Here is a 16685-nt window from a genome sequence, read left to right on the forward strand (position 1 = left end):
GAGACCACGGAGACCACGGATTCCATGAGCGCCGAAGAACTCACCGAACGCATCCAGAACACCCTCGCCCGTCCGGCCACCTCGGACGACGGTTTCGACGTCCACGAGGCTTTGCGCGAGGTCCTCGCCTCGGTGGGCCTGCACCCCGAGGACAGCGGCGGCCGGATCACCTTCATCGGCGCCGACCCGGTCGTCCCCAGCATCATGCGGCTGGGGGCCGTGCCGGCCCTCGGCATGACCGCCAAGTCGGTGGCCCTGGCCGCCCTGTGGCAGCGACGCACCGGCGAGGGCCAGGACATCACCATGGACCTGCGCAAGGCCCCGCACCGGCTGTGCCCGTTCTACGACAAGAAGTGGGAACTGCTCAACGGCTACCCGGGCGGCACGCCCTCGGACCCGGTCAACCCGCTGGGTTTCGACTTCTACCGGACCCGCGACGACCGCTGGGTCATGCCGCTGAACCCCTATCCGAAGATCAAGAACGCCGTCTACAAGCTGCTCCGCACCTGGCCCGAGAAGCAGGCGGTGGCGGACGCCGTCTCCAAGTGGAACGCCGCCGACCTGGAGCTGGCGGGCGAGGAGATCGGCGTGGTGATGCCGATGCTGCGCACCACCGAGGAGTTCCTGCGCGAGCCCGCCTCCGAGTACATCGCCGGGCAGCCGCTGATCAAGGTCGAGAAGATCGGCGACAGCGAGCCCGAACCCCTCTCCGCGTCGGCCGCCCAGCCGCTGTCCGGCGTACGCGCCCTCGGCATGGGCCACATCATCGCCGGTGCCGGAGTCGGCCGGGACCTGGCGCAGCACGGCGCGGACGTGCTGAACATCTGGCGGCCCAACGAGCTGGAGCACGAGTCCACCTACAACACCGCCAACGTCGGCGTCCGCTCCACCACCATCGACCCGTACGGCGTCGAGGGACAGGCCAGGATCCGCGAACTCCTGCGCGGAGCCGACATCTTCTACGCCAACCGGCGTCCCGGCTACCTGGAGAGGATCGGCCTCACCGCCGAGGAGGCGGCCGCCGTCCGGCCCGGCATCATCCACATCAGCATCCACCTCGCCGGCGAGACCGGCCCCTGGGCCCACCGCGTCGGCTTCGACCAGACCGCGGGCGCGCTCAGCGGCATCATGCTCATGGAGGGCGAGGACGGGGTCGGCGCCGGGCCGACCAGTACACCGGCCCTGCCGTACATCAGCGTCGTCAACGACTACGTCCTGTCCTGGCTGGCGACGACCGGTGCGCTCGCCGCGCTGATGCGCCGCGCCACCGAGGGCGGCAGCTACCGGGTCACCCTCAACCTCACCCGCATCGCCACCTGGATCCTCAGCCTCGGCGTCTTCGACCGCGACTACGCGCACGCGACCGCGCTCGACCCGGACCCGGTTTCCCCGCACGCCTACCTGGACCCTGACACCTTCACCGCCGACACTCCCTGCGGCCACTACCAGGGCGTCACCGACCAGATCGTCATGTCCCGCACCCCCGGCCACTTCCGCGACGTCCTCCTCCCCCGCGGCAGCAGCGCCCCTCTGTGGCTGCCTCAGCCCAACTGACCGGCACACGCCCGCGGTCCGCTGCACCCCGAACAGCCTCCAGCGCCCCTCGGAGACGACCTCGCCCCCGTCATCGGTCACCTTCAGGGCGGTCTGGGCATCGATGGCGTACGCCGGGCCTCCGGTCGTGGCGGCCCGGCGTTCCGCCTCGGCCATGCTGTTCTCCGGGCTGTCGAGATGCGGGAAAAGGGACGGAAAGCGCGAGGATGGCGTCTGCCGCCCCCCGGCATTCCACTCGTGTCCTGAGTCACCCTCCGCATCGTGGACGCCGCACCTCCCCGCCGGGCGATACCCCCTAGGCTGGTCCCAGCAGCTGGTTCGCCCTGTCAGCCGGAGAGGGCGTCGTAAGAGGGAACCCGGTGGGAATCCGGGACTGCCCCGCAGCGGTGAGTGGGAACGAACGCCGTCATACGCACTGGGTCCGACGTACCGGACCTGGGAAGCGACGGCCAGTAGGTGCCCGCCGGGAGACCGGAGGGCGTGCCCGCGAGTCCGAAGACCTGCCGACTGCCCGCGCGCGGACCGTTCCGTGCGCGGATACCCCGGTGACCTCGTGGGCGGGTCGGCGTGCATACCAGACGGGACGACCGCGCCCTTGGCGCGCGAGGTCGCCGCCGTCCGGTGCGTCACACCCTTCGCGCTCCCCCGGTCCCCGGGATCTCAGGGATTCATCTCGCGAAGGAGATCTCCGTGACATCGAAGTCCGCAGCCGCGGCAGCACGGGCCACCGTGTACGGCTACCCCCGCCAGGGCCCTCATCGTGAACTGAAGAAGGCGATCGAGGGCTACTGGAAGGGCCGCGTCAGCGCCGACGCCCTGCGCGCCACCGCCGCCGAACTGCGCGCCACCAACTGGACGCAGCTCGCCGACGCCGGCGTCCACGAGGTGCCCACCGCCGACTTCTCGCTGTACGACCACGTCCTGGACACCACCGTCATGGTCGGCGCCGTCCCGGAACGCCACCGGGAGGCCGTGGCCGCCGACGCGCTCGACGGCTACTTCGCCATGGCCCGCGGCACCCAGGACGTCGCACCGCTCGAAATGACCAAGTGGTTCGACACGAACTACCACTACCTGGTGCCCGAGCTGGGCCCGGACACCGTCTTCACCGCGAACACCGCCCAGCAGGTCACCGAGCTGACGGAGGCTCTTGCCCTCGGCCTGGCCGCCCGCCCGGTCCTGGTCGGTCCTGTCACCTACCTCCTCCTCGCCAAGCCCGCACCCGGCGCCCCCGCCGGCTTCGCACCGCTCACCCTGCTGGACCGGCTCCTGCCGGTGTACGCCGAAGTCCTCGCCGACCTGCGGGCGGCCGGCGCCGGGTGGGCGCAGCTGGACGAGCCCGCCCTGGTCCAGGACCGCACCCCGGCCGAACTGCACTCGGCCGAGCGCGCCTACCGCGACCTCGGCGCGCTGACCGACCGGCCGAAGCTGCTGGTCGCCTCCTACTTCGACCGCCTCGGCGACGCCCTCCCCGTCCTGGCCGAGGCACCGGTCGAAGGGCTCGCGCTGGACTTCACCCAGGCCGCCGCGGGCAACCTGGAGGCGCTGGCCGCCGTCGGCGGACTGCCCGGCAAGCGGCTGGTCGCAGGCGTCGTCGACGGCCGCAACATCTGGATCAACGACCTGCAGAAGTCGCTGTCCACGCTCGGCACCCTGCTGGGCCTCGCCGACCGGGTCGACGTGGCCGCGTCCTGCTCCCTGCTCCACGTGCCGCTCGACGCGGCCGCCGAACGGGACATCGACCCGCGGATCCTGCGCTGGCTCGCCTTCGCGAAGCAGAAGACCGGCGAGATCGTGACCCTCGCCAAGGGACTCGCCGAGGGCACGGACGCCGTCACCGGCGAACTGTCCGCCAACCGTGCCGACCTCGCCTCCCGCGCCGGATCGCCCCTCACCAACGACCCGGCCGTCCGCGCCCGCGCCGCCGCGGCCACGGAGGCGGACGCCCGCCGTTCCCAGCCGTACGCCGAACGGGCCGCCGCCCAGCGCGCCCACCTGGGACTGCCGCTGCTGCCGACGACCACCATCGGCTCCTTCCCGCAGACCGCCGAACTCCGGGTCGCGCGCGCCGGCCTGCGCACCGGACGCATCGACACCGCGGGCTACGAGGAGCGCGTCAAGGCCGAGATCCAGGAGGTCATCTCCTTCCAGGAGAAGACCGGCATCGACGTCCTGGTGCACGGCGAGGCCGAACGCAACGACATGGTCCAGTACTTCGCCGAGCAGCTCACCGGATACCTGGCCACCCAGCACGGCTGGGTCCAGTCGTACGGCACCCGCTACGTGCGGCCGCCAATTCTGGCCGGCGACATCTCACGCCCCGAGCCCATGACCGTGCGCTGGACGACCTACGCGCAGTCCCTCACCGACCGCCCGGTCAAGGGCATGCTCACCGGCCCGGTCACCATGCTCGCCTGGTCCTTCGTCCGCGACGACCAGCCGCTCGGGGACACCGCCCGCCAGGTCGCCCTCGCCCTGCGCGACGAGGTGAACGACCTGGAGACGGCGGGCACCTCGGTCATCCAGGTGGATGAACCCGCGCTGCGCGAAACCCTTCCGCTGCGCGCCGCCGACCGCCCCGCCTACCTCGCCTGGGCCACGGAGGCGTTCCGGCTCACCACCTCCGGGGTTCGTCCGGCCACCCAGATCCACACCCACATGTGCTACGCCGAGTTCGGTGACATCGTCCAGGCCATCGACGACCTCGACGCGGACGTCATCAGCCTGGAGGCGGCCCGCTCGCACATGCAGGTGGCCCGGGAACTCGCCGCGCACGGCTACCCGCGCGAGGCCGGCCCCGGTGTCTACGACATCCACTCCCCGCGCGTCCCGAGCCCCGAGGAGGCGGCCGGCCTGCTCCGCACCGGCCTGAAGGCGATCCCCGCCGACCGGCTCTGGGTCAACCCCGACTGCGGCCTCAAGACGCGCGGCTGGCCCGAGACCCGCGCCTCCCTGGAGAACCTGGTCGCCGCGGCCCGCACGGTCCGCGACGAACTGCCCGCCACCTGACGGGACCGGCCGGTGCCGGAGCCGCGACCGACCGGGCTCCGGCACCGTGCCGGCGGTGCCTCGCCGTCCGGGGCGGCCGTGGGAGTCGGCGTACGATCGCGGTGCGCCGGGGCGCGCAGCCGGACGGGAGCCGTCGTGGGGTCGCGGTGTGCGCATCGTCTCCCTGCTGCCCGCCGCGACCTACATCGTCGCCGACCTCCGAGACGGCACGGCTGCTCGACGCGGACACCCGGGTGCTGAGCCTGGAGCCGCGGACCCTGGACGACGTCCTGACTGCCTGGTCACGGTGGGTGAGCTGCTCGGCGTGCGGGAGCGGGCCGAGCGGCGCCGGGCCGAGCTGCGGGCCCGTCTCGACCGCGTCCGCGCGGCGGTCGCCGGGCGGGACCGGCCCCGGGTGGGGGCGATCGAGTGGCTCGACCCGTTGTGGCCGGCCGGGCACTGGGTGCCCGAGCAGATCACGGCGGCCGGCGGCATCCCGCTCCTGGCGGCGCCCGGCGAGCACACGAAACCGGCGACCTGGGAAGCGGTCCGGGCCGCGCGGCCGGACGCGGTGCTGGTCCTGCCGTGCGGGTTCGCCCCCGAACGGACCCTGCGGGAGGCCGCGTCGCCGACCGGCCTGCCGGGGGTGGGCGGAGCTGCCGGCCGTGCGGGCCGGGCGGGTGCGGGTCCTCGACGGGCCGTCGTACTTCAGCCGGCCGGGGCCCCGCGTGGTGCGGGGCGCGGAGGTGCTGGCGCGGGTCCTGCACGGGGTGGAGGCCGGTGAGCCGGTCACCCCGTCCGAGGTCCGGGCCCTGTGACCGGAACGCCGGAGAGATAGACTCGCAGATGTAACAAGTGAACGGGCAACGGTCATGTTGTCATGGCGACGCCATCGAGGGGGTTCCCCGCATGCCCTGGTCCGCGACCACCCGTTACGGCCTGGAGCCGGCCCCGGGCGGGCTGGCCTTCCTGCACGACCTGCTCAACACCCGGTCCGCGGGCAAGCCGCGCAAGCCCGATCTCCTGGAGACCGTCGAGGACGCACGTTCCTGGCTCGACCAGGCGCTGGCGGGCTGGAGTGCCGCGACCGGGCGGCCGGCGCCCGCCGTCGACCTGACGGCCGAGGACGCGCGGAGCCTGCGCGACTTCCGGCACGACCTCCTGGAGAGCCTGCCCGCCCGGCACGGCGACCCGGCGGCGGAGCCCGGCACGGCGGCCTCCCTGGTGACCCTGCCCACCGCGCTGCGGCTCGACGAACACGGGGTCATCCGCGTCGAGCCACGCGGCACCGGCTGGCGGCGGGCGGCCTCGCTCGCGCTGATCGAGGCGTACGACGCGCAGCGCGCCGACACCCTGCGCCGCCTCAAGGCGTGCAGGAACACCCGCTGCCAGGTCGCCTTCTACGACCGCTCCCGCAACAACAGCGGCGTCTGGCACGACGTCCACGTCTGCGGCAACGCGGCCAACCTGCGCACCTACCGGGCCCGCAAGCGGGCCGGAGGCGACCAGGCCTGAAGGAGCCGCCCGGCACTCCGGACACATGCGGAGGCGGTTCAGGAATATCGACATAAGCAATCGCCTTACGCCTATGTCGATCGCCCCCTCAGTCATGGAGACCCGGAGTGCATGCCCCGTCCCACCCCCCTCACCCCCCTCACCGCCGGCACCGTCCGCCCGTCCGTGTCTGGCTGCAACCGTTCGTGATCGGTCTGATCATCGTCTCGGCATTCGTCAGCTGCTACGTCGGCCTGATGCGCGATCCCCAGCCGCACCGGATCCCGGTGGCGGTCACGGGCACCCGGCTGGCGGGCCAGGTCCAGCAGGCCCTCGGGGACTCCGTCGACGTCCACCGCGCCGCGTCCGCGAGCGCCGCCCACGACGCGCTCCTCCACCGCGACGTCGTGGCCGTGCTCCGCAGCGGTCCGCACGCCAAGGATCTGGCGCTCGACACCGCCGGCGCGAACGGTCTGTCCACGACCGCCGCGATCACCCGTCTCGCCACCGGATACGCACACGGTGCGGGCCGGCATCTGACGGTCTCCGACACCGTGCCGCTCGACCGGTACGACGCACGGGGCCTGGCCGGGTTCTACCTGTCGTTCGGAGTGACCCTCTCCGGTTTCGCGCTCGCGCAGAGCGTGGTGGGGATCGCCAACCTCCTGCACCTGCGGCACCGCTTCACCCTGATGGCCGCGTTCTCCGCGGCGTCCGGCCTCGTCGCCGCCGCCATAGCAGGGCCCGTGCTCGGCGCCGTCCCCGCGCCCTACCTTCCGCTCGCGTTCGTCCTGGCGCTGCTGGCCGCCGCCGCGGCCTTCACGACGAAGATGCTGGCCGCGTGCTTCGGTCCGCTCGGCATCCCCGTGGCCACCCTGCTCCTGCTGACCGTCGGGAACTCCACGAGCGGTGCCACCATCGGCACCGACCTGCTGCCCCGTGGTGCGCGGACCCTGTCGGAGGTGATGCCTCCGGGCGCCGCCGTCCGCGCCATCGCCGACATCTCCTACTTCCAGGGCTCCCACGTCCTCGCCCCGCTGGCGACGCTCGTCCTGTGGGGCGCGGGCTCCGCGATCCTGCTGGCCGTGCGCACCTCCGGGCAGGGCTCTCCGGCACCGGCCGCGCCTCAGCCCGCCCCGCTCCCGCACCCGTCCGCCCCGGTCCCGCACGCCGTGTCCTACGAGGACAGGTCCGCCCCGCTCCCGCACCCGTCCGCCGAAGACCGGGCCGCCCCGGTCCCGTACGAGGACCGGCTCCTACCGGATCGCGTCGCAGCCGGTGCGGCCATGACCGCCCCGTTCGGCGGCGACACGGGACGCTTCACACGGGATCCGGGCCCCGCACCGCACCGCGCGTGACCGGCCCGGCCCGAACCTGCCCGGCCCGAGGGGCGGTTTCACCGTCGTCGACCTGCCTGAAAGCGCCCTGAAGCCGCGCTGAGCGGGGGGCCCGCCGGGCTCCATGGACGGCCTGGGACCGGTGCGGCGGACGGTGTACCTGTCGGCGACGGCGCTCGTCGGAATCGGCCGCCATCCGGTGCTGCGTCTCGGCGTGGTCGCCCGGCGCCGTCGTGCCGACCGGCGGACATGGACCGCGGCACGGGAGGGTCAGGCGGTCGCGGCGCAGGTCCAGAAGTCGCGCATCCAGGAGGGGAAGGCGGGTCCCGGCAGGCCGCGGGCGGTCAGGAGGACGGTCACCGTGCCGGTGGCCGGGACGATGTGGGCGGCGGTGCCGGTGCCGCCCACCCACCCGTAGCGGCCCGGGACGTTCCAGGGTTGCGTGGTGTCGACGTCGACCGCGCCGCCGTACCCCCAGCCCTGGCCCTGAAGGAAGACGGAGCCCTCCTCGCGCTGGGCCGCGGTGAGGTGATTGGTCGTCATCAGGCGGACGGACTCCGGGGAGAGCACGGTGCCGCCGCCGGCCAGCAGCATGCGGCCGAAGGCGAGGCAGTCCGCGGCGGTGGAGACCAGACCGCCCGCGCCCGAGGGAAAGACGGGTTCGGTGGACCAGGCGCCGTCCGGGGCGTCGGCGACGGTAAGGGTGCCGTCGGCGTCCGCCCGGTGGTACGGGGTGAGACGGTGCCGGTCCGCTGCCGGTACGGCGAACCCGGTGTCGGCCATCCCGAGCGGCTCGAAGATCCGCTCGGCCAGGAACTCCGGCAGCGAGCGCCCCGCCGCCCGGGCGACGAGGACGCCTTGCAGGTCGGAACTGGCGTTGTAGAGGAACGCGGCACCGGGCTGGCGCAGCAGCGGGACGCCGGCGAGCCCGGCGACCCACTCGTCCGGCGTCGCCGTGGGCCGCGGACCGCCGTTGTACACGGCGACGTCCGCGAACAGCGGCTGCACGGCAGGCGCGGCGAAGTCCGCCCCGAAGCCCCAGCCCGAACGCGACGACAGGACGTCCTCGACGGTGACGGGACGGGCGGCCGGCACCAGGTCGTCCGGTCCGCTCGCGGGAGTACGGACGACGACCGGGGACGCCAGCTCGGGCAGCCAGCGCGCGATCGGCGCGTCCAGGGTGAGGACGCCGTCGTCGACCAGCGCCAGCACGGCGGCGGCGGTCACCGGCTTGGTGACCGAGGAGAGCCGGAACAGGGCGTCGGCCCGCAGCGGGGCCGGGTCCGCGGGGCCGGCCGATCCCACGGCCACGGTCTCCACGTCCCCGGCGCGGTCGACCACGGCCACCGCCCCGGGAAAGGCCCCCTCGGCGACGTACTTCTCCAACAGCGCGGTCAGCTGGCTCATCGGACTCGGCCTCTCGTGGTCGGCGCGGGATACGCCTCTAGGACCGTACGTCCGCGCGAAACTCATCGGCGGCGGGGCCGGGGCCGGGTGTGTCGTCGCCGAGGTCGGGGGTCTCGGTCGTCAACAGGTGCTCGGCGCCGCCTTCGAGGGTCCGGGCGGTCTCGGTGGAGCGGGGCAGCATGATCTCCTCGTAGGCGCGGACGGCGTCCTCGACGGTCGCCGCGTTCGCCAGGGACAGGGCGAGGTCGCTCGCGTCGAGCATGGCGAGGTTGACGCCGACGCCGAGCGGCGGCATGAGGTGGGCGGCGTCGCCGAGCAGGGTCACGGTCGGGTCGTGCGGCCAGGTGTGCGGCACGGGCAGGGCGAGGATCGGACGGTCCACGTAGGGGCCGTCGTTGTCGGTGATCAGCCGGCGCAGGCGGGGCGACCAGTAGGCGTAGCGCTCCAGGAGCAGGGCGCGGACGGCGTCGGTGTCCCCGGGCGCCAGGCCGCTCGCGGTGATCCAGTCGGCCGGTACGCGCTGGATCAGGTAGACGCGGATGTGGTCGCCGCCGTTGCGCTGGGCGAAGACGGCGCGCTCGCCGTCGGCGGCGTGCGCGCCGCCCTGGCCGACCAGGTCGGCGATGTCGGGGTGCCGGGCCTCGACGTCGGAGAACCACGCCTCCAGGAAGCTGACCCCGCTGTACCGCGGGACGGCCGCCGAGACGGCCGGGCGTACCCGGGAGTAGGCGCCGTCGGCGCCGATGACCAGGTCGGCCTCGACGGTGGTGCCGTCGGTGAAGTGCAGCAGGCGCGGCCCGCGGGCGGGTCCGCCGACGTGGTCGAGGCGTCGGCCCCAACGCACCGTGTCGGGTCGCAGGGAGTCGAGCAGCAGGTCGCGCAGGCGGCCCCGGTCGATCTCCGGTTTGAACATGTCGTCGGGTCCGGGGACGCGGTGGGAGGTGATCGCGCCGGTCGGGTCCAGTTGGCGCATCTCCTGTCCCTCGGGACGGGCCAGGGCGAAGAACTCGGCGAGCAGGCCCGCCTCGCGCAGGGCGATCTGGCCGTTGTCGGCGTGCAGGTCCAGGGTGCCGCCCTGGTCGCGGGCGTCGGGGCCGGTGTCGCGGTCGTGGACGGTGACCTCGATGCCGTGCTGCTGGAGGATGCGGGCGCAGGTCAGTCCGCCGGGGCCGGCTCCGACGACGCTGATCCGGGCGTGAGCGGGGTGCGGTGAGGTCATGGGTGTCTCCATGGCGGTGGGTGAGGCGGGGGCGCGGTGGCCGGAAGGCGTCGCGGGGGTCGGGCCGCGGTGTCACGTCCGTACGTCCGGAGGGGCCGCGGACGACATCTGCTCGTCAGCTTCTAAAAGTAGAGTAGAGAGAAAAGTAGAATGTGACAACTCTTGTTCGGGTGGCACGTTCGGATAGGCTCACGGCATGACCGAGCCCGTTGTCAGCCGCCGGGAACGCAAGAAGGCCGCCACCCGGCAGGCGATCGCCGACGCCGCACTCCGACTCTTCCTGGAGCGCGGCTACGACCACGTGAGCATCAAGGAGATCGCCGAGACCGCGGACGTGTCGACGGCCACGGTGTTCAAGCACTTCACCGGCAAGGAGGCACTCGTCTTCGACCAGGAGGAGAGCACGGACGCGCGTCTGGCCGCGGCCGTGCGGGAGCGGCCCGCGGGCCTGAGCGTCCTCGACGCCCTGCGCGAGCACGTGCTAGCCACCTGGCTGCCGATCGCCGCGCATCCCCAACGGACGGAGTTCACCCGCCTGGTCAACACCACGCCGGCGCTGCGCGCCTACGCCGAACGCATGTGGACACGGCACACCGACACGCTCGCCGCGGCCATCGCCGACGAGTACGGCGTGTCCCACGACCACCTCGCCTGCGCCACCCTGGCCCGTTTCGTCCTGGAGGTGCCCGCCCTGGCCCAGCGGCAGCGGGACCACAGGGCGGCCGTCGAGGAGGTCTTCGACATCCTCGCCCGTGGCTGGCGGGCACCCGGCGCGTCCGACGGCGCGTGAGAGGAAGGGCCCTCGGCCCTTTCAGGGCCGGACTCCGGCGCCTGCCCACGTTTTTGGCCGCGCGCGTCCGGTTCCATCACCGACTCCCCCACGGCGGCCGCGAGTTCCGGAGCACGCGGTGAAGCGACTCCCCTCCCGCACCTGGTCGGCACAGGGAAAAGCGCACGGCGGGCGCGGTGTCGTGCCGGTCGCGTACGGGACGGACGCCCGCCATGACCGGGCGGCGCAGGAGGCCGGCACCGCCCGGTGAGGTGACCGGGCCGGGGCGGGCGTCGGCCCGCGCCGGTCGAAGTCCGTTGCGGGTAGCGGGGGTTCGGGCGGACGGGGGGAGTCGGCGCGGGGGGGGGTGGCGCGCTATCGTGGGGGTTCGGCCGGTGGGTGCGAAGGGTGGGACGGGCGGTCCACACCTCACCCCGGCCGGGTCACGCGCTCCCGGGCTGCCGGGTCGTCGAACGGTCGTGGCCGTGTGCCATGCCGTGCCCCCGACAGGCCCGCGCCCCGCGCCGGGCGGTCCTCCCAGGTCCCGGCATGCCGTGCGTCCACGGGCATCCCGCCGCACGTCATGCCCGACGACCACAGGAAGGCCTTCCCGTGCACGTGTCCGCCCCCGAGGAGACCGCCGCCCCCACGACCCGACCGGCCGCTGTCCCCCGTGCCCTGTCCTGGATCCCCGCCCTGCTGCGCGACACCGCGTTCCGCCGCTACTGGACCGCGCAGACCGTCTCGTACCTCGGCGACCAGGTGTCCGCCCTCGCCATCCCCCTCATCGCCGTCACCGTGGTGCACGCGGGCGCGGCCCAGATGGGCTACCTCGGCGCCGCGGTCTGGCTGCCGCACCTGCTGTTCGGGCCGTACGCCGGACTGTGGGCGGACCGCCGCAGGCACCGCCGCCGTGTCATGATCACCGCCGACCTGGGGCGCTTCGCGCTGCTGCTCGCCCTTCCTCTCGTGTACGCCTTCGGCACGCTGACGTTCACCGTCCTGTTCACGGTGGCGTTCGGCGTCGGGCTGCTGTCCGTCCTCTTCGAGGTGTGCAACCCCCCGGTGTTCAAGGCGCTGGTGCCGCCCGAGCAGTACGTCGCCGGGAACTCGCTGGGCAGCGGCAGCCGGGCCATGGCGAAGGTCGTCGGCCCCAGCGCCGGCGGCTTCCTGGTGCAGCTGTTCTCCGCGCCCGTCGCCCTGCTGGTGGACGCGGTGTCCTACCTCGTCTCGGCCGTGCAGCTGGCGCGGATATCGCCCCAGGAGGCCACGCCCTCGAAGGAGCGTGCCCGGCTGCGGGCGGCCGGCCGGTTCATCGTCCGCTCCCGGACCATCCGGGCGGCGCTGGCCGCCACCGCCACCGTCAACTTCTTCTGCTTCGTGACCACCACCCTCTTCGTGCTGTACGCCACCACCACGCTCGGCCTCGGCGCGGGCCTGCTGGGCACGGTGCTGGGTGCCGGAGCCGTCGGCGCGGTGGTGGGCGCCGTCTCCGCGACCCCGCTCACACGACGTCTGGGGGTGGGGCGGACGTTCCTGCTCGGCTGCCTGGCGACCCCCGCCCCGCTGCTGCTGATCCCGGCGGCCCACGGGTCGGAGGGCACGGTGCTGCCGATGCTGGTCGGCGCCCAGTTCGGCTCGGCGATGGGCGTCATCTGGATCGACATCACCGCCGCGACCCTGCTGACCTCGCAGGTCCCGGACGCCATGCGGTCCAGCGTGTTCGGGGCCTACCAGGGGGTGAACCTCGGCATGCGGCCGCTCGCCGCGCTGCTCGCCGGTGCCGTCGCCGGGCCGCTGGGGCTGCGGACGACGCTGTGGATCGCCGCGGCCGGGGCCCTCACCGCCTGCCTGTGGATCCTGCCCTCGCCGCTGTCCCGCAGGACCCCGCCCGAGGCCGTCCAGGAGACCTGAGCGGCACAACCGGCAGCCGGAAGTGCCGCCCAGACTGCCTCTGACAGTGCCGTTCCGGCCGTCGTGGCGCGGTTAGCGTTCTTGTACCGATCGATGATCGCCGTCGCAGCACCGCTCACGCAGCTCGCACGCACCCTCCCTTTCCCCGGACGTCCGCCCGCGTCTGCCCGCAACCGCCGAAGCAGGGCGACCGGGACGGGGGCGTTCCGCGGCAGGCCCCCGGGCCGCCCGCGGAACGCCCCGTCCCCCGGTCCTCGCCCGTCCGTCACCGCCCCTCATGGAGACTTCCGTGACACCAGCAGATTCCGGACACTTCCTCGACAAGTTCCTCCGGCAAGCAGCAGCAACCCCCGACCGCCCCGCGGCAGAGCTCGGCGACCGGCACCTGACGTACGCCGAACTCGACGCCCGCGCCCGCACCCTGGCCGCCCGGCTGCGCTCCCTCGGCGTGGGCCCGGGGGCGACGGCCGGCGTGTTCCTTGAGCCGTCCCTCGACCTCGTGACCTCGGTCCTCGCCGTCGCCCACGCCGGCGCCGCCTGGCTGCCGCTGGACCCCTCCTACCCGGCCGACCGGCTGTCGTACATGATCAGCGACTCGGGCGCCGCGCTGGTGATCGCCGACGCGGACGCGCCCGAGTGGCTGCGCTCCCTCGGCGTGCCGCTCGCGGACCCCGCCGACGACACCGCGCCCGCCGGCCCGCTCCCGCTGCCCCGGCTGCGCCCGGATTCCGCGGCCTACGTCATCTACACCTCCGGCTCCACCGGCCGCCCCAAGGGCGTGACGCTCACCCAGCGCGGGCTCGCCAACCTGGCCGACGCCCAGCGCTCCACGTTCACCGTCGGTCCGGGCCACCGGGTGCTCCAGTTCGCCTCGCCCAGTTTCGACGCGTCCGTCTTCGAGCTGACCATGGCGCTGTGCTCGGGCGCCACCCTGGTCCTGCCGCCGCGCCGCGACGTCCTGTACGGGCCCGGCCTCGGCGACTTCCTCGCCGACGCCCGGATCACCCACATCACCCTGCCGCCGAGCGTGCTCGCGATGGTGCCGGAGCGGGAACTGCCGCACCTGGAGACGATCGTGTGCGCCGGTGAGGCGCTCCCCCAGCAGCTGGTCGACCGGTGGGCGCCGGGCCGTGCCATGTTCAACGCGTACGGCCCGACCGAGACCACCGTGTGGGCCTCGGTGTCCCGGACCGTGCCGGGCGGCGGCAAGCCGGTCATCGGCCGGGCCATCGACGGCGTGCGCCTCTACGTCCTGGACGAGTCGCTGCGCCCGGTGGCGCCCGGCGAGCCCGGTGAACTGGTCGTCGGCGGCGAGGGGGTGGCCCGCGGCTACATCGGCCGGTCGGATCTGACCACCGACCGTTTCGTGCCGGACCCGGAGGCCCCCGGCGAGCGGGCCTACCGCACCGGCGACCTGGTACGGATGACGCCCGACGGCGAACTGGACTTCATCGGCCGCATCGACCAGCAGGTCAAGCTGAACGGCTTCCGCATCGAGCCCGACGAGATCGCCGCCGTGCTGCGCGAACACCCCGCCGTCCAGGATGTCGCGGTGGTCGTCGGCCGGGTCGGCGACGAGGACCGGCTCGTGGCCTACGCCGTGGCGCCGTCGGCGGAGCCGCTGGAGCTTCGCGAGTTCGCCGCCGGCCGGCTGCCCTACTTCATGGTGCCGTCGGTCGCGCTGATCGACCGGCTGCCGCTGCTGCCCAACGGCAAGCTGGACCGGGCCGCCCTGCCGGCCCTGGACCGCGCGTCGCTGGGGCTGGGCGGCGGCGGGGCCGAGGCCCGCACCGAGACCGAGCGCCGACTGGCCGAGATCGCCGCCGAGTTCCTCGGCATCGACGGGGTCGGAGTCGACGACGACTTCTTCCTGCTGGGCGGCCACTCGCTGCTCGCGGGGCGCCTCGCGGCGCGGGTCCGTTCGGAGTTCGGCACCGAGCTGCCGATATCGAGCATCTACCAGGAGCGCACGGTGGCCCGGATGGCCGCCTCGCTGGACCGGCTGGGCCGCAGCGCGCCGCCGCTGCCGCCGGTGGTCCGGGTGCCCCGGGACCGTCCGCTGCCCCTGTCCTTCCCCCAGGAGCGGATCTGGTTCCTGGAGCAGCTCTCCCCCGGCAACCTCGCCTACAACGCCCAGGCCACCATCAGGCTGCGCGGCCCGCTCGACGCCGAGGCGCTGGGCGCCACGATCACCGAGGTGGTCCGCCGCCACGAGATCTTCCGTACGGCCTTCTCCACGGTCGACGGCGCGCCGATGCAGGAGGTCCGTCCGCCGATGGCGGTCCGGCTGCCCGTGGTCGACCTCCAGGACGTGCCGGAGGAGGACCGGGAGCGCCGTACCGAGGAGGTCGTACGGGACACCATCCGCCGTCCCTTCGAGCTCACCGACCCGCCGCTGGCCCGCTGGCTGCTGATCCGGCACGCGCCCGACGACCACACCCTCGTCCAGGTGGAGCACCACTTCGTGCACGACGGCTGGTCGTTCGGCGTGCTCCTCGACGAGATCCGGGCGATCTATCCCGAGCTGGCGGCCGGCCGTCCGTCACCGCTGCCCGAACCGCCCATCCAGTACGCCGACTTCGCCGCCTGGCAGCGCGCCTGGATGCGCGACGACGTGCTGGACCGTCATCTGGAGTACTGGAAGGGGCACTTGGAGGACGCCCCGCTCGTCCTGGATCTGCCGACGGACCGGCCGCGTCCCCGTGTCCCGTCCTTCCACGGCGCGGCTCTGCGGATCGAGCTGCCGGCCGAACTCAGCCGTGCGCTGCGGGAGTCCAGCGAGCGCTCCGGGGTGACCCTGTTCGCCTCGATGCTGTCGGGCTTCGCGGCCCTGCTGAGCCGCTACTCGGGCCAGAGCGACCTGGTGGTCGGCACGGGTGCCGCGAACCGCAGGCTCGCGGAGACCGAGCGCATGCTGGGCATGGTGGTGAACACCCTGCCGCTGCGGCTGGACACCTCGGGCTCCCCGGGCTTCGAGGACCTGCGGCGCCGGGTCAACGGCGTTCTGGTGGAGACCTCGGACTGGCAGGACGTGCCGCTGGACCGGCTGGTGGAGGCCGTGGCCCCGCCGCGGGTGCCGTCCATCAACCCGCTGTTCCAGGTGATGTTCAGCTTCCACAACGCCATCGTCCCGGACCTGGAGTTCGGGGGCGTGCGGGGCACCGTCCTGGAGCGGCACAACGGCTCGTCCAAGATGGACATGAACATCGTGGTGGTGCCGCGGGCCCAGCAGCGGGCCGGCCGTGATGACCACCCGGACCGCGACCGGATCACCCTGATCTGGGAGTACGCCTCGTCGCTGTTCGACGAGGACACCATCCGGCGGATGGTGGACCACTACATCACCCTGCTGCGGTCGGCGGTCGCCGACCCGGAGCGGCCGATGGACCGCATCGGGCTGGAGTCCGGCGCCGCGGAGCGCGACCTGCCGGCGCTCGGCGGCGGGCTGGGCGAACGTGTCGAGTACCCCGGCGGTCTGCTGACGGATCTGGTGGACGCGGTGGCGGCGGCGACCCCGCACGCGCCGGCGGTCACCGACTCCGAGAGCACCCTCTCCTACGCCGAACTCACCGGCCGCGCCAACCACCTGGCCACCCGCCTCCGTGAGGCCGGAGTCGTCGCCGACACCCCCGTCGGCCTCTGGATGGACCGCTCCGCCGAGATGGCCGTCACCCTCCTGGCCATCGTGAAGGCGGGCGGCGCGTTCCTGCCGCTCGACCCCGACCTGCCGGTGGGCCGGGTGGTGACCCTGCTCAAGGACGCGGGCGCCCCGCTGATCTGTGTGGACGGGCAGCGCGCCGAGTCGCTGGCGGCCGGTGCGGCCGGGTCGCTCACGGTCCTGGACTGCGGGCCGGGCACGCTCACCGGCTCCTCGCCGACGGCCGTGGACAACGGTGTCACGGGGGACAACCTGATCTCGGTGTACTACACCTCCGGGTCGACCGGCACACCCAAGGGCGTCGCCTCCACCCACGCCGGCTGGACCAACCGCATGCAATGGATG

Annotated in this window: 10 protein-coding genes and 1 riboswitch; of the genes, 8 read left to right on the plus strand and 2 right to left on the minus strand. The window is 73.5% G+C overall.

Annotated elements, in window-relative coordinates; genetic code table 11:
• The first annotated feature begins 24 nt into the window (after positions 1-24).
• From ACIRQ9_RS26645 to ACIRQ9_RS26665, 5 genes are all read left to right on the plus strand, one after another.
• Positions 25-1554 (plus strand): CoA transferase, encoded by a 1530-nt coding sequence (locus ACIRQ9_RS26645; protein ID WP_404178415.1) that lies wholly within the window; start codon positions 25-27, stop codon positions 1552-1554.
• Between the two features lie 297 nt (positions 1555-1851).
• A riboswitch (cobalamin riboswitch) is annotated at positions 1852-2077 on the plus strand.
• A gap of 167 nt (positions 2078-2244) precedes the next feature.
• Complete coding sequence (gene metE / locus ACIRQ9_RS26650) at positions 2245-4563, plus strand: 5-methyltetrahydropteroyltriglutamate--homocysteine S-methyltransferase (protein ID WP_404178418.1); 2319 nt, start codon at positions 2245-2247, stop codon at positions 4561-4563.
• A 286-nt stretch (positions 4564-4849) separates the two neighbouring features.
• Positions 4850-5326, plus strand: coding sequence for a hypothetical protein (locus ACIRQ9_RS26655; protein WP_404178421.1), 477 nt, complete (start codon positions 4850-4852; stop codon positions 5324-5326).
• A 125-nt stretch (positions 5327-5451) separates the two neighbouring features.
• Complete coding sequence (locus ACIRQ9_RS26660; RefSeq protein ID WP_404178424.1) at positions 5452-6057, plus strand: CGNR zinc finger domain-containing protein; 606 nt, start codon at positions 5452-5454, stop codon at positions 6055-6057.
• A 185-nt stretch (positions 6058-6242) separates the two neighbouring features.
• Positions 6243-7394, plus strand: a complete 1152-nt coding sequence (locus tag ACIRQ9_RS26665) for a hypothetical protein (RefSeq protein ID WP_404178427.1) — start codon at positions 6243-6245, stop codon at positions 7392-7394.
• A gap of 249 nt (positions 7395-7643) precedes the next feature.
• Here ACIRQ9_RS26665 and ACIRQ9_RS26670 read toward each other — a convergent pair whose 3' ends face one another.
• Positions 7644-8780, minus strand: coding sequence for a serine hydrolase domain-containing protein (locus ACIRQ9_RS26670; RefSeq protein ID WP_404178431.1), 1137 nt, complete (start codon positions 8778-8780; stop codon positions 7644-7646).
• Between the two features lie 37 nt (positions 8781-8817).
• Complete coding sequence (locus ACIRQ9_RS26675) at positions 8818-9999, minus strand: FAD-dependent oxidoreductase (protein ID WP_404178434.1); 1182 nt, start codon at positions 9997-9999, stop codon at positions 8818-8820.
• A gap of 196 nt (positions 10000-10195) precedes the next feature.
• Here ACIRQ9_RS26675 and ACIRQ9_RS26680 point away from each other — a divergent pair, with 196 nt between their 5' ends.
• From ACIRQ9_RS26680 to ACIRQ9_RS26690, 3 genes are all read left to right on the plus strand, one after another.
• A complete protein-coding gene (locus ACIRQ9_RS26680; protein WP_404178437.1) occupies positions 10196-10789 on the plus strand; it encodes a TetR/AcrR family transcriptional regulator in 594 nt (197 codons plus the stop codon).
• A 591-nt stretch (positions 10790-11380) separates the two neighbouring features.
• On the plus strand, positions 11381-12682 hold the full coding sequence (locus ACIRQ9_RS26685; RefSeq protein WP_404178440.1) for an MFS transporter: 1302 nt from the start codon (positions 11381-11383) through the stop codon (positions 12680-12682).
• A gap of 289 nt (positions 12683-12971) precedes the next feature.
• Positions 12972-16685 (plus strand): amino acid adenylation domain-containing protein (locus tag ACIRQ9_RS26690; RefSeq protein ID WP_404178443.1); only part of this gene is annotated, 3714 nt, incomplete at its 3' end.

It is taken from the genome of Streptomyces sp. NPDC101237 (assembly GCF_044767465.1).
In the GTDB taxonomy this organism is placed as follows: domain Bacteria; phylum Actinomycetota; class Actinomycetes; order Streptomycetales; family Streptomycetaceae; genus Streptomyces; species Streptomyces gramineus.

What these genes read in the sequence shown, in the direction of transcription:
- ACIRQ9_RS26645 (WP_404178415.1), top strand. Translation starts at nt 25, where the DNA reads ATGAGCGCCGAAGAACTCACCGAACGCATCCAGAACACCCTCGCCCGT.
- ACIRQ9_RS26660 (WP_404178424.1), top strand. Translation starts at nt 5,452, where the DNA reads ATGCCCTGGTCCGCGACCACCCGTTACGGCCTGGAGCCGGCCCCGGGC.
- ACIRQ9_RS26680 (WP_404178437.1), top strand. Translation starts at nt 10,196, where the DNA reads ATGACCGAGCCCGTTGTCAGCCGCCGGGAACGCAAGAAGGCCGCCACC.
- ACIRQ9_RS26670 (WP_404178431.1), bottom strand. Translation starts at nt 8,780, where the DNA reads ATGAGCCAGCTGACCGCGCTGTTGGAGAAGTACGTCGCCGAGGGGGCC.
- ACIRQ9_RS26675 (WP_404178434.1), bottom strand. Translation starts at nt 9,999, where the DNA reads ATGACCTCACCGCACCCCGCTCACGCCCGGATCAGCGTCGTCGGAGCC.